Genomic DNA, 13,026 nt, shown 5'->3' with positions numbered 1-13,026 from the left:
TATGCGTGAAGCAGTCATTGTGGCAGGTGCTAGAACACCAGTAGGGAGAGCAAAAAAAGGAACATTAGCGAATATGCGCCCTGATGATCTTGGTGCGTTAGTTGTAAAGGAAACATTAAAACGGGCAGGGGATTACCAGGGGAATATCGATGATTTAATTATTGGCTGTGCTATGCCTGAAGCAGAGCAGGGGCTTAATATGGCAAGGAATATTGGGGCATTGGCTGGTCTTCCATATACAGTACCAGCAGTGACGATTAACCGTTATTGTTCATCTGGCTTACAAAGTATCGCATATGGCGCAGAAAAAATAATGCTGGGTCATTCTGAAACTGCTATAGCAGGTGGTGCGGAATCAATGAGTCTTGTTCCGATGATGGGGCATGTTGTTAGACCTAATGCTAGACTAGCTGAGGATGCACCAGAATATTATATGGGAATGGGGCATACAGCTGAGCAAGTCGCTCAAAAATTTAGTATTTCCAGAGAAGATCAAGATGCCTTTGCAGTAAGAAGCCATCAAAGAGCAGCAACCGCAATTAATGAAGGGAAATTTGCTGAAGAAATTGTGACGGTTGATGTTCCCATTAGAACAGTTGATTCTAATCATAAACTTAGAGAGCGGGTTGTACAGTTCAGACAAGATGAGGGAGTACGCTCTAATACGACAGCTGAGGTTTTAGCAACGCTACGACCAGCTTTCTCTACAAAGGGTTCTGTTACAGCTGGTAACTCTTCACAAACTAGTGATGGTGCAGCGGCGGTCATGTTAATGGATCGAGAAAAAGCGGGCTCACTAGGGTATACACCAATGGCAAAGTTTCGTTCATTTGCTGTCGCAGGAGTGCCACCTGAAGTGATGGGGATTGGTCCAGTTGCTGCTGTACCATTAGCATTAAAATATGCAGGATTAGAGCTTTCAGATATCGGATTATTTGAATTAAATGAAGCGTTTGCTTCTCAATCCATACAAGTTATTCGGGAGCTTGGTCTGGATGAAGATAAAGTTAACGTCAATGGGGGGGCAATTGCGCTAGGACATCCACTTGGTTGTACAGGTACTAAACTAACGCTATCACTCATTCATGAAATGAAACGTCGCAATGAACAATTCGGTGTTGTCACAATGTGTATAGGTGGAGGTATGGGAGCAGCAGGTGTATTTGAGTTAATATAATAGATTTATAGGGAACTAAATTTAGTGCACTTTAACAATACTTAGACAATGGGGGAATTTTTTATGTCAAATACAACTAACTCTAGTCTTAAAGGTGGTAGCTTTTTAATTGAAGATGTTTCATATGATCGAATATTCACACCTGAGGATTTCACAGATGAGCATAAAATGATTGCAAAGACGACAGAGGATTTTGTTATAAATGAAGTATTGCCTCATCTTGAAGATATCGAAAATCATCAGTTCGAAAAGTCAGTGAAGCTCCTAAAACAAGCTGGTGAACTTGGGCTATTAGGTGCAGATGTTCCTGAAGAATATGGTGGATTAGGACTTGATAAGATTAGTTCTGCTTTAATAACCGAAAAGATCTCAAGAGGAGGAAGCTTTTCATTATCCTTTGGTGCCCATGTAGGAATTGGCTCACTGCCAATCGTTCTGTTCGGCAATGAAGAACAGAAGCAAAAATATTTACCGGATCTAGCTACTGGGGAAAAGCTAGCTGCATATGCACTTACTGAACCAAACTCAGGTTCAGATGCACTTGGTGCAAGAACAACCGCAAAGTTAAATGCTGAAGGTACACATTATGTGTTAAATGGAGAAAAGCAATGGATCACCAACTCAGGATTTGCTGACGTCTTTATTGTCTATGCAAAAATCGATGGAGAGCACTTCTCTGCATTTATTGTTGAAAAGGAATATCCAGGTGTTTCAACTGGGCCTGAAGAAAAGAAAATGGGGATAAAGGGATCTTCGACAAGAACATTAATTTTAGAAGATGCGATGGTACCTAAAGAAAACTTATTAGGTGAACTTGGTAAAGGGCATGTGATTGCTTTTAATATATTAAACATTGGTCGCTATAAATTAGCTGTAGGAACAATTGGTGGTGCAAAGCGGGTAATAGACGTTTCTGTTCAATATGCAAACCAGAGACAACAGTTTAAAACACCAATCTCTCGGTTCTCACTTATCGGGGAAAAGCTTGCTAATATGGCAGCTAAAACCTATGCAATGGAAAGCTCAGTATATCGAACTGTTGGATTATTCGAGGATCGGATGAGCCGTTTAACCGATGAACAGATAAAAGATGGTAAAGAGGTAGCTGCATCAATTGCAGAATATGCAATTGAATGCTCATTAAATAAAGTATTTGGCTCCGAGACACTCGATTATGTAGTGGATGAAGGAGTTCAAATTCATGGTGGATATGGATTTATGGCAGAATACGAGGTTGAGCGTGTGTACCGAGATTCGCGTATAAATCGAATCTTTGAAGGTACGAACGAGATTAATCGTCTATTAGTCCCTGGTACTTATCTACGAAAAGCAATGAAAGGTGAGCTCCCTCTATTCCAGAAAGCTCAAAGCTTACAAGAAGAGCTAATGATGCTAATGCCTGAGGAGGTTGGTGAGGGCACTCTTGAGCAAGAAAAATATCTGCTGAAAAATGCTAAGAAAATCGGTGTGCTTATTGCTGGATTAGCGGCACAAAAGTATGGAAAGGAACTTCAAAAAGAGCAAGAGATCCTTGTCAATATTGCTGATATTGTAAGCAATGTGTATGCGATGGAATCAGCAATTTTACGCACAGAAAAAGCAATTGCAAAAACAGGAGAAGAGAAAAATAAACAAAAGCTTCTCTATACTCAAGTTTACTGCCAGGAAGCTTTCAATGAAATCGAAGCACATGCTAAAGAATCATTGATCGCAGTTGAATCAGGGGATTCATTAAGAATGATGATTTCGGCATTACGTAAGTTTACCCGTCATACCCCAATTAATGTGATTGGAAAGAAAAGAGAAATTGCAGCTGCAATAATTGATAAAAATGCGTATTTAGCATAGGCTGTTTTCGCAAACTTTGTTGCTTTTAAAATAGTATTGGGTTGGTTGATTGGCGCCCCAGGATGCTCGCTTTCCGTGGGGCGGGCGATGAGCCTCCTCAGCGCGAAGCGCCTGCGGGGTCTCATCTATCCCGCTACTCCCACAGGAGTCTCGCATATCCGTTCCAATCACCCTAATCAGTTTTGTTCAAAAACAACAATCTTTTAGAATAGAGCCTTAGCATAAAACGAAGAGGTAAAGAAGACAATCGTTACTTTGGATTGTCTTCTTTCAATTTTAAGGGAGCCTGTTGCCATTAAGCCTGCTAAGTCATTTCTCAAGTTTTTACGAAATGACAGAGTGTCTGAGTTATTTATAAAATGTATGAAATTAGAATATTTCTAATTAGGTTTGTATGAGTGGATATGATAAGATAAAGTTAAATGAAAATGTAGTTTGGGTGGTGATATGGTATGTCTTTAGATTTTTATTGGTATCCTAAATGTGGTACATGTCGTAAGGCGAAAAAATGGTTAGAAGAACACAATGTTGACTTTAATGAAATACATATAGTTGAGAATCCACCATCTAAGGAGGAACTTTCATCTTTTTATAAGAAAAGTGGTTTGGAGCTTAAAAAGTTCTTTAACACGAGCGGACAAAAATATCGCGAGCTTGGGCTTAAGGATAAATTAGCTACAATGTCTGAGGAAGAGATGATTGAATTATTATCTTCAGATGGTATGTTAATTAAACGACCAATTGCAGTTGGAGAAAAGGGTGTCACAGTTGGGTTTAAGGAAGAACAGTATGCAGATAATTGGAAAAATTAAAAGATACTTCTTGCATACTCTGCTATAAACTGGTAAAACAATATTGACTAACTCAATAATTGTAATCAAGTAATTAGAATCTAGGTCATCCCTTGTATATGACAACTAAAAATTGAAATGAATGCTGGAGGTAATGAAAATGAACACACCAAAAGAACTTCGTTATTCTGAAGAACATGAATGGGTAAAAGTAGAAGGAGAAAAGGTTCGTATTGGTATTACAGATTTCGCACAATCTGAGCTTGGCGATATCGTTTTTGTAGAATTACCAGAGGTAGGCGACGAGGTTAAAGCGGACGAGCCATTCGGTAGCGTTGAGTCAGTGAAAACTGTATCTGAGCTATATGCCCCAATCAGCGGTAAAGTAGTTGAAATTAATGAAGATCTTGATGACAGCCCTGAATATGTAAATGAATCTCCATATGAAAAGGCTTGGATGATTGTGGTAGAACCTGCTAATGTGGCTGACGTAGAGAATTTAATGACAGCTGAACAATATGAAGAAATGACAAATGAAGATTAATTAACATCCGACGAAGGACAGTATGTGGCGTTTTATGCACTACCATATCAGTGGAATGAAAAAAATCCCACTGAATGAAGTCATATATTAAGGACATCCTACAAATAGGTAAAGGAGGGTGTCCATATGTCTTTTGAAAAGCAACGTTTAGATATAACAGATCGAGTTGTAGGTAAATTTACTGATGGGCAATTAAATCTTTATCTTGAAAAAGAAATGATTGGCCAGATGGTATCAGAAAATAATTATGATTTAAAAACTGGCTATGAATTCAATAATAGTCGGTTTTATCAATTTGCAGATGTTATAACAGGATCAGACCAAAAATACGTTGACTGTGATGACGAAAATGGCTGGTGCTAGAAGCAGTGGATTGCTCCACTGCTCTTTTTTGCACACTGTTTTCCAAATGGTTGATGTTTTAAACACTTCACAGGCACTTGCGCTTTAGTTATGTGGTCGTTTCTTTCAAATCGTTTTTTCGGTAATTCGTGTTTATTTAAAGTGTTTTTTAATACCTTAAATAAAACTTAAGAAAAAACATTTAATAAAGAGGAAACAACCTCGACAAATCGAATAGTTTATAGAAAAGACTTTTACTATAAAAACAGGTGATGTTTATGTCGTTAGTTGAGGTTGAAAAAGTGTTAATTGTCGAAGGGAAATCAGATAAAAAGAAAGTTCTAAATGTGTTAAACGAATCAATCGAAATTATCTGCACAAATGGAACGATAAGTGTAACAAAGCTTGATGAATTAATTGATGAATTATTTTTAAAAGATGTCTATATTTTAGTGGACTCTGATGATGCAGGGGATCGACTTCGTAAACAATTCAAGAGGGAATTTCCAGAGGCATCGCATATTTATATCGACAGAGCCTATCGTGAAGTAGCGACTGCACCAGATCACCATGTTGCTTCTGTTTTACTAAGTGCAAATATTGATGTGGATGCGAAATTTCTTTAGAAAGGTGTAACATTATTTAAATATGATTGAATGGGAAGAGAAACAGCTTACAATACAAAGAGATGGTCTAATGGTTTTCTATTTATACACTCCGATGTGTGGAACATGTCAAGTAGCTAAACGAATGTTATCTGTCGTAGATGAATTAGTTCCCGCTATTCACATCTATTCTGTTAACTTAAATTACTTTCCTAACGAGGCTAAAGAGCTTGGAATCGAAAGTGTACCTTGCTTACTCATTTATGAAAATGGCCAAGAAAAGGAAAAGATTTATGCGTTTCATTCAGTTGGATACTTACTTGAAAAAATAAAGCAATATTCCACTATTAATGGATAGGAAGCATGACCTATGATTCATAAAACAAATAAGATAGGTAGTATAAAGATTCAGGTAAGTCTTGCTAATATGACATATTTCTTGGGAAATATTAATAATCCCACAAATAATGAATAAATAAGCAGAAACTGTCGACTTATTAATAAAGGATTCTTCCGTGATTCAATGAAGTTATTAAATAGCTTGATTGATATCGGAGGTTTTTTTTATGTATATGACAACGTTTATTTCTAATTTTAATAAAGCTCGGTTTTTAACTCCAATACTTTTGAATCAAACTCTAATAGTAGAAATAAAACCTCAGCAAGAGATTAGTCATTTTATTGAACTATCATCAAAAGGGGCTAAAACGTTACATACTCAACCTTCGAAAATTGACTTTGTCATGGAAGGAGAAGGCTATGACCTCGAACAAGTATTATTAAACACTGTAAGCTTAAAGCAATTAATTGCTTTTGGGAAAATTACGATCAAAGGGTCTTATCGTAATTTTTTAAAATTCGAGGCAATCATAAAGTTAAGTTGATAAGGGGAAATCCTTGAATCTGAAGTTTGAAATCGTTTACTATATAGGTAGACTAATAGGTATAGGAATTTGCATCTTAGAATTCAAAACCAACAGTGAAGTATTTTTTGATAAATACATCTTGTAATAGGAGGAGTTAAGATGCAAGAGAAAAATTACCGGCCTGAAACGGTCACAATTCACGGAGGGCTAAAGAAAGATTCAATGACAGGTGCCAGGTCTGTGCCTATTTATCAATCAAATGCTTACTTATTTGAGAATACTGAGCACGCAGCTAACCTCTTTGGTTTAAAAGAACCAGGATATATTTATACCCGAATTCACAATCCAACTTCAACTGTTTTTGAAGAAAGAATTGCACAGCTTGAAGGTGGCATAGGTAGCTTAGCGGTATCTAGTGGAATGGCGGCGATTACACTTTCGGTTTTAAATATTGCTGGAGCAGGTGATGAAATTGTATCTGCTTCAACATTATACGGGGGAACTTACAATCTTTTTGCAAATACTTTACCGAAATATGGAATAGATACAGTGTTTGTTGATCCGAAAAATCCTGAAAACTTCCGTTCTGCTATTTCACCTAAAACAAAAGCTATATTCGCTGAAACCATTGGAAATCCAAGTTTAGATGTACTTGATATTGAAGCTGTCGCGAATATAGCTCATGAAGCTGGGATTCCGTTAATTGTAGATAATACATTTGCTACACCTTATCTTTGCCGGCCGATTGAACATGGTGCAGATATCGTTATCCACTCAGCAACAAAATGGTTATTAGGAAATGGGACAACTCTAGGAGGAGTAATCGTTGATGGTGGGAAGTTTGATTGGAATAACCCTAAATTCCCTGGTTTTACGACCCCTGATCCGAGTTATCATGATCTAGTATATGCAGAAGCATTAGGCGAGCAGGCATTCATTATTAAAGCTAGAGTTCAATTGCTAAGAGACTTAGGTCCCGCAATTAGCCCATATAATGCATTCCAATTCACACTAGGTTTAGAAACTCTTCATGTTCGAATGAAAGAGCATGTTGCTAATGCTAGAAAGATGGTTAAGTATTTAGTGCAGCACCCTTCTGTTGAATGGGTTCTATATCCTGAACTTTCGGATCATCCTGCAAAAGATTTAGCAGCAAAATATTTACCTAATGGTGCTGGATCCGTTATCGTTTTCGGAATAAAGGGTGGACGAGAGGCAGGAGCTGCTGTTATTAATAATGTAGAACTGTGGTCACACGTTGCGAACGTAGGGGATGCAAAAAGTTTGATCATCCATCCTGCTAGTACAACCCATCAACAGTTAAATACAGAGGACTTAAAAAGATCGGGAGTAACGGAGGACTTAATTCGCTTATCGGTTGGAATAGAGCATATTCAAGATATCATCGATGATCTTGATCAAGCTATTTACAAAGCAACTGGCGTTAAGGGAACCGAAAGTGTACATATTTAAATATTGAATATAAAGGGATGACTTTCATGCAAAGTCATCCCTTTTTTACCAGGAAATTATAAAATTCGTTGAATTGTGGATAAGTGCACGACATTCAGCTCCAGCGCCTAGCCCCGACAAGCATAAGCTAATTTAGAATTGAAGGCAAAAAACGCCTTCTATTCTAAATCATCTTATGCTTGTCGGGGCTGATCAAGGCGCTTGCGCTTTTGTTCCTGGAGTTATCCTATAATAGTTTATCACTAAAATAAAATGCAATTTTTAGAAAAAAGAGAATTTGTTTGACATGATTTTTAATTGCATGATACAATCACAAACGTACTTAAGCTCACTAAAATTTAATTTAACTTTAATTATATACGTAGTTCTCTTATCAAGAGAGGTGGAGGGAAGTGCCCTATGAAGCCCGGCAACCATCAACATTTGTTGAAGTGGTGCCAATTCACACAAAGCTGTTTAGCTTTGAGAGATGAGAGAAAGGACATTTTTGTGCCTTTCTGCTCATTGCAGAAGGGTTTTTTTCTTTATCAAAATACTATATTGCAACATGAATTTTCCATAAAAGTGATAGATTGAAGTGAGGTATTCGAACTGAAAGAAGGTGACAACTTGATTACATTAAAGAATGTTAATAAAGTTTATCAAACAAAATCAGGTAATGTAACGGCTGTTAATAATGTGAATCTAAAAATTGATAAGGGTGAAATTTTCGGGATTATTGGATATAGTGGAGCGGGTAAAAGTTCACTAATCCGGTTGTTGAATGGACTAGAAAAACCAACCAGTGGTGATATTAGCGTTGCTGGTAGTCAAATAGATTCAATTGGTGGAGTGAAATTACGAAAAGCGCGTTTAGAAATAAGTATGATTTTTCAGCATTTCAATCTTTTATGGTCTCGAACAGTGAGAGAAAATATTGCTTTTCCATTAGAAATTGCAGGTGTAAAAAGAGCTGAACGTTTGAAACGAGTGGATGAGCTGATCAAGCTTGTAGGACTTGAAGGTCGTGAGAATGCATATCCCTCACAATTAAGTGGTGGGCAAAAGCAACGTGTAGGAATTGCGCGAGCATTGGCTAATAACCCTAAAGTATTATTATGTGATGAAGCTACATCAGCTTTAGATCCCCAAACAACGGATTCTATATTAGATTTGCTTGTAGATATTAATAAACGACTTGGACTTACAATTGTGCTGATTACTCATGAGATGCATGTTATACGAAAAATATGTCATCGTGTAGCTGTGATGGAAAATGGGGAGGTAGTTGAAGAAGGGGATGTACTCGACGTTTTTAAGCATCCTAAACAACCAATTACTAAGCGCTTTGTGAAACAAGTTACAGAACCAGAGGAAACGAATGAAGTAGTGGCAAATCTTTTAGAGAATTATCCAAAGGGTAAGGTTATTCAATTAACCTTTGTTGGTGAATCAGCAGAGCAACCATTGATAACAAATCTAATTAGAAAGTTTGCAATCGATGTGAATATTTTACAAGGGAAGATTTCACAAACACAAAGTGGATCATATGGAAGTCTGTTTATTCATTTAGATGGAGATGAACAAGAATTAAATCGAGCATTAGAGTTTATTTATAATCAACACATTGAGGTGGAGGTGATTGCCAATGCTTGAACAGCTTCTACCTGAAGTAGATTGGGAAAAGGTTTGGCTTGCAACAAAGGAAACAATCTATATGACAAGCTTATCGGTTGTGGCGACATTTATTTTAGGAATTATTCTAGGTTTACTGTTATTTTTAACAGCAAAGGGAAACATATGGGAAAGTAAGTATGTTAATAATCTAGTTGCAGGAATTGTTAACATATTTAGATCAATACCATTTATTATTTTAATTATTTTATTATTACCTTTTACAAAAGTACTTGTTGGAACAATACTCGGTGCAAATGCCGCATTACCAGCGTTAATAATCGGGGCAGCTCCTTTTTATGGGCGCATGGTCGAGATTGCTTTAAGGGAAATTGATAAAGGTGTCATTGAAGCTGCTAAATCTATGGGTGCTAAAACAAGCACAATTATTTGGAAGGTCCTTTTACCCGAAGCGATGCCAGCGTTAGTTTCTGGTATTACAGTTACCGCTATTGCGTTAATAGGGTATACAGCAATGGCAGGTGCTATTGGTGCTGGTGGATTAGGGAATCTAGCATTTATGGAAGGTTTTAACCGTGGGAATAATCAAGTAACATTAATAGCAACGGTTATCATATTAATTTTCGTGTTTATCATCCAAATTATTGGAGATATCATAACTAAATCAATTGACAAACGATAGGAGGAAGAACGATGAAAAAAGCTTTATTAGCAATTATATTTACGATTTTTACAACAGCACTTGTTGCTTGTGGTGGGGCGTCACAGGAAGGAACTGAAGGTTCCGAAGGAGAGGCAAAAACATTAAAAGTAGGTGCATCACCTGTACCACATGTTGAAATATTAGAAGAAGCAAAACCTTTATTAGAAGAAAAAGGGATTGAATTAGAAATCGTAGAATTTACAGATTATGTTTTACCAAATAAGACATTAGCAGAAGAAGAGTTAGATGCTAATTACTTCCAACATGAACCTTACTTAGAGTCTCAAATTGCTGATAATAATTATAAATTTGTGAATGCTGGTGGAGTCCATATCGAACCAATTGGTGTTTATTCAAAACGCCATAAGTCATTAGAAGATCTACCAAATGGAGCAAAAATTATTATGAGTAACTCTGTTGCTGATCACGGTCGTATGCTTTCTTTATTAGAAGAAAAGGGATTAATTACGATTAAAGAGGGCGTTGAAAAAACAGCAGCAACAATAGAAGATATTGCAGAAAATCCTAAAAATTTAGTGTTTGAAGCTAATATTGAGGCACCAATGCTGACAAAGGCTTATGAAAATGATGAAGCTGATGCTATTTTAATTAACGGTAACTATGCACTTGATGCTGAATTAAACCCAGCTAAAGATGCAATTGCACTAGAATCACCAGAGAACAACCCTTATGTTAACCTAATTGTTGTTCGTGAAGGTGACGAAGACAGAGAAGAAATTAAAGCATTAGTAGAAGTATTAAAATCAGAAGAGATACAAGAATTTATCGAAACAAAATACAAAGGATCTGTTATTTCCGCAGCAAAAAGTGAATAAATAGAAAAAGAGGCCGACATGGTATTTGTTGGCCTTTTTTTGTTCTTATCTCGGAATTAAAAAATGCTTGTACTGCGGATAACACTTTGACATCTAGCTCCAGCGCCTAGCCCCTCGAGGTCATAAGATGATTTAGAATTGAAGGCAAAGAACGCCTTCTATTCTAAATCATCTTATTTGCCCGAGGCTGTTCAAGGCGCTTGCGCTTTTGTTCAGTTTAGCATACATTTTTTTATTTAAAGCATACTAACCGTGAAAAAATCCTGATTGGAGTTGTGGGAAATGGAACATATTCATGAACCGAGAAATTCAACTGAAGCTGCTTTACTCGAATTCAAAAGTGGTATAGGAACATTCACACAAAAAATGCCAGAGATTGCTCATCATTACAATGCATTTACTGAGGCTTGTTTTAAGGAAGGGAAATTATCACAAAAGCAAAAGCATTTAATTGCTTTAGGAATTAGTATTCAATCTCAAGATGAATATTGCATGGTCTATCATACTAAGGGCTGCCTAGATCAAGGAGCGAGTGAAGAAGAAATCTTAGAGGCAATTGGTGTAACTGCTGCATTTGGCGGTGGGGCAGCTATGAGTCAAGCTGTAACACTTGTACAAGAGTGTATAACGGAACTAAATCAATTAAAACAATAAAATCTGTTATAGAACCCAGGAATCTTTAGTGGAGATTGTTTCAATATTAATTGAAGCAAAATAATCTTAAGTGCGAGTAATCCAGAGGATGTTTGAGGAAATGTATAAAAACACGGTTTAATTTTACTAAATGAATAATAATCGATCTCAAAAGATTGTCACATAATCTGACGCACTTTGAGTTATTTGAATATTCTTGATAAACTTTTTATGTAAATTAAAAGTTGAAAGGATTGATTCATTATCCACTCGAGTCAAGAAATGCTAGAACTCAACTACACAACTGAAATGGAAAAGGCAATGCATAATTCCCATGGCATTGGGTATGCTGAGTACTCACAAAAGCTTGAAAAAAGAATGGATGTAGAATTAAGTCGTGAAGAGGATTATCGCAAGAGTCAGTTGATTCATGCGGAAATCGAAAGAAGAATGAAAAAGTAAGCATTATTATGTTAAATAGAGAAATTGAAAGGACCAGTCGCAGACTGGTCCTTTTACATATATTAACTCAGGTGGGGTTATCCTTTTACAGAATGTTTTTTAAAAGGAAGTAAAAACTAATCTAGGTATGGAGGTAGATTCACAGATCAATGTGTTATATAGTAGAAAAAGGCTCTTTTCTCACTCTATATACATATTGATTTAATACAGCTAGTTATTTCAATCCTAGACAAAATTCGAGTCTATTCCTTAAAGGTTGTATTCACTTTTGATTTGTTATAAGATTAGAATGAGAATAAATTGAGAATAAGTAAACTTTATATATTATGGAGGTATAGTTATGGCAGGTTCTACATTAATCATTAAGGATTTACACGTAGAAATTGATGGGAAAGAAATTCTAAAAGGTGTAAATCTCGAAATAAAAGGCGGAGAGTTCCATGCGATCATGGGGCCTAACGGAACAGGTAAATCAACATTATCATCTGCAATTATGGGTCACCCGAAATATGAAGTTACTAGTGGAAGCATTACTTTAGATGGTGAAGATGTATTAGAAATGGAAGTAGATGAGCGTGCACGTGCTGGTCTATTTTTAGCAATGCAATATCCAAGTGAAATTAGTGGTGTTACGAACGCAGACTTCTTACGTTCATCAATCAATGCACGCCGGGAAGAGGGCGAAGAAATTTCTTTAATGAAGTTTATCCGTAAAATGGATGCTAATATGGAAGAATTAGAAATGGATCCAGATATGGCACAACGTTACCTAAATGAAGGTTTCTCTGGTGGAGAGAAAAAACGTAATGAAATTCTTCAATTAATGATGATCGAGCCAAAAATTGCGATTCTTGATGAGATCGATTCTGGTCTTGATATCGATGCTTTAAAAGTTGTAGCAAAAGGTATTAATAAAATGCGTAACGAAGATTTTGGTTGCTTAATGATTACTCATTATCAACGTTTATTAAATTACATTACACCAGATAAAGTGCATGTAATGATGCAAGGCCGTGTTGTGAAATCAGGTGGACCTGAGTTAGCACAACGCTTAGAAGCAGAGGGTTATGACTGGATTAAACAAGAATTAGGTATTGAAGACGAAACTGTTGGGCAAGAAGCATAAGCGCAA

At 36.5% G+C, this 13,026-nt stretch carries 15 protein-coding genes and 1 riboswitch; all 15 genes read left to right on the top strand.

Annotated elements, in window-relative coordinates; translation table 11 throughout:
• Position 1 precedes the first annotated feature (1 nt).
• On the top strand, positions 2-1,177 hold the full coding sequence (locus HUW50_RS04895; protein WP_066329902.1) for an acetyl-CoA C-acetyltransferase: 1,176 nt from the start codon (positions 2-4) through the stop codon (positions 1,175-1,177).
• A gap of 63 nt (positions 1,178-1,240) precedes the next feature.
• Entirely contained in the window at positions 1,241-3,025 is a 1,785-nt protein-coding gene (locus HUW50_RS04890) for an acyl-CoA dehydrogenase family protein (protein ID WP_066329907.1), read from the top strand.
• A gap of 452 nt (positions 3,026-3,477) precedes the next feature.
• The gene (locus HUW50_RS04885; protein ID WP_066329908.1) at positions 3,478-3,837 is read left to right on the top strand and encodes an arsenate reductase family protein; all 360 of its coding nucleotides are present in this window, start codon (positions 3,478-3,480) and stop codon (positions 3,835-3,837) included.
• A 139-nt stretch (positions 3,838-3,976) separates the two neighbouring features.
• Positions 3,977-4,360: a glycine cleavage system protein GcvH gene (gene gcvH, locus HUW50_RS04880; RefSeq protein WP_066329910.1), complete on the top strand. Its 384-nt coding sequence runs from the start codon at positions 3,977-3,979 to the stop codon at positions 4,358-4,360.
• Between the two features lie 126 nt (positions 4,361-4,486).
• A complete protein-coding gene (locus HUW50_RS04875) occupies positions 4,487-4,723 on the top strand; it encodes a YusG family protein (RefSeq protein WP_066329914.1) in 237 nt (78 codons plus the stop codon).
• Between the two features lie 257 nt (positions 4,724-4,980).
• Positions 4,981-5,328, top strand: coding sequence for a toprim domain-containing protein (locus HUW50_RS04870; RefSeq protein WP_066329919.1), 348 nt, complete (start codon positions 4,981-4,983; stop codon positions 5,326-5,328).
• A 22-nt stretch (positions 5,329-5,350) separates the two neighbouring features.
• Positions 5,351-5,665 carry a thioredoxin family protein gene (locus HUW50_RS04865; protein WP_066329920.1) on the top strand — a complete coding sequence of 105 codons (315 nt, stop codon included), beginning with the start codon at positions 5,351-5,353 and terminating at the stop codon, positions 5,663-5,665.
• Between the two features lie 208 nt (positions 5,666-5,873).
• Positions 5,874-6,191 (top strand): SCP2 sterol-binding domain-containing protein, encoded by a 318-nt coding sequence (locus HUW50_RS04860; protein WP_066329921.1) that lies wholly within the window; start codon positions 5,874-5,876, stop codon positions 6,189-6,191.
• 141 nt (positions 6,192-6,332) lie between these two features.
• Positions 6,333-7,646: an O-acetylhomoserine aminocarboxypropyltransferase/cysteine synthase family protein gene (locus HUW50_RS04855; protein ID WP_066329923.1), complete on the top strand. Its 1,314-nt coding sequence runs from the start codon at positions 6,333-6,335 to the stop codon at positions 7,644-7,646.
• A 367-nt stretch (positions 7,647-8,013) separates the two neighbouring features.
• A riboswitch (SAM riboswitch) is annotated at positions 8,014-8,122 on the top strand.
• Positions 8,123-8,255: 133 nt separating this feature from the next.
• Positions 8,256-9,281 (top strand): methionine ABC transporter ATP-binding protein, encoded by a 1,026-nt coding sequence (locus HUW50_RS04850; protein ID WP_066329925.1) that lies wholly within the window; start codon positions 8,256-8,258, stop codon positions 9,279-9,281.
• On the top strand, positions 9,274-9,942 hold the full coding sequence (locus tag HUW50_RS04845; RefSeq protein WP_066329927.1) for a methionine ABC transporter permease: 669 nt from the start codon (positions 9,274-9,276) through the stop codon (positions 9,940-9,942). The genes HUW50_RS04850 and HUW50_RS04845 overlap by 8 nt, the downstream gene beginning before the upstream one ends.
• A gap of 11 nt (positions 9,943-9,953) precedes the next feature.
• Positions 9,954-10,799, top strand: coding sequence for a MetQ/NlpA family ABC transporter substrate-binding protein (locus tag HUW50_RS04840; RefSeq protein ID WP_066329934.1), 846 nt, complete (start codon positions 9,954-9,956; stop codon positions 10,797-10,799).
• Positions 10,800-11,081: 282 nt separating this feature from the next.
• On the top strand, positions 11,082-11,453 hold the full coding sequence (locus HUW50_RS04835) for a carboxymuconolactone decarboxylase family protein (protein ID WP_066329940.1): 372 nt from the start codon (positions 11,082-11,084) through the stop codon (positions 11,451-11,453).
• 261 nt (positions 11,454-11,714) lie between these two features.
• Entirely contained in the window at positions 11,715-11,894 is a 180-nt protein-coding gene (locus HUW50_RS04830; protein WP_066329942.1) for a YuzK family famiily protein, read from the top strand.
• Positions 11,895-12,234: 340 nt separating this feature from the next.
• Positions 12,235-13,020 (top strand): Fe-S cluster assembly ATPase SufC, encoded by a 786-nt coding sequence (gene sufC / locus HUW50_RS04825; protein ID WP_066329944.1) that lies wholly within the window; start codon positions 12,235-12,237, stop codon positions 13,018-13,020.
• The last annotated feature ends 6 nt before the right edge of the window (positions 13,021-13,026 follow it).

It is taken from the genome of Metabacillus sp. KUDC1714, from assembly GCF_014217835.1.
Classification (GTDB): Bacteria; Bacillota; Bacilli; order Bacillales; family Bacillaceae; genus Metabacillus; species Metabacillus rhizosphaerae.
The sequence above is the reverse complement of the archived record's forward strand: the minus strand, read 5'-3'. Positions and strand labels throughout refer to the sequence as shown.

What these genes read in the sequence shown, in the direction of transcription:
- HUW50_RS04895 (WP_066329902.1), top strand. Translation starts at nt 2, where the DNA reads ATGCGTGAAGCAGTCATTGTGGCAGGTGCTAGAACACCAGTAGGGAGA.
- HUW50_RS04890 (WP_066329907.1), top strand. Translation starts at nt 1,241, where the DNA reads ATGTCAAATACAACTAACTCTAGTCTTAAAGGTGGTAGCTTTTTAATT.
- HUW50_RS04885 (WP_066329908.1), top strand. Translation starts at nt 3,478, where the DNA reads ATGTCTTTAGATTTTTATTGGTATCCTAAATGTGGTACATGTCGTAAG.
- gcvH (WP_066329910.1), top strand. Translation starts at nt 3,977, where the DNA reads ATGAACACACCAAAAGAACTTCGTTATTCTGAAGAACATGAATGGGTA.
- HUW50_RS04875 (WP_066329914.1), top strand. Translation starts at nt 4,487, where the DNA reads ATGTCTTTTGAAAAGCAACGTTTAGATATAACAGATCGAGTTGTAGGT.
- HUW50_RS04870 (WP_066329919.1), top strand. Translation starts at nt 4,981, where the DNA reads ATGTCGTTAGTTGAGGTTGAAAAAGTGTTAATTGTCGAAGGGAAATCA.
- HUW50_RS04865 (WP_066329920.1), top strand. Translation starts at nt 5,351, where the DNA reads ATGATTGAATGGGAAGAGAAACAGCTTACAATACAAAGAGATGGTCTA.
- HUW50_RS04860 (WP_066329921.1), top strand. Translation starts at nt 5,874, where the DNA reads ATGTATATGACAACGTTTATTTCTAATTTTAATAAAGCTCGGTTTTTA.
- HUW50_RS04855 (WP_066329923.1), top strand. Translation starts at nt 6,333, where the DNA reads ATGCAAGAGAAAAATTACCGGCCTGAAACGGTCACAATTCACGGAGGG.
- HUW50_RS04845 (WP_066329927.1), top strand. Translation starts at nt 9,274, where the DNA reads ATGCTTGAACAGCTTCTACCTGAAGTAGATTGGGAAAAGGTTTGGCTT.
- HUW50_RS04840 (WP_066329934.1), top strand. Translation starts at nt 9,954, where the DNA reads ATGAAAAAAGCTTTATTAGCAATTATATTTACGATTTTTACAACAGCA.
- HUW50_RS04835 (WP_066329940.1), top strand. Translation starts at nt 11,082, where the DNA reads ATGGAACATATTCATGAACCGAGAAATTCAACTGAAGCTGCTTTACTC.
- HUW50_RS04830 (WP_066329942.1), top strand. Translation starts at nt 11,715, where the DNA reads ATGCTAGAACTCAACTACACAACTGAAATGGAAAAGGCAATGCATAAT.
- sufC (WP_066329944.1), top strand. Translation starts at nt 12,235, where the DNA reads ATGGCAGGTTCTACATTAATCATTAAGGATTTACACGTAGAAATTGAT.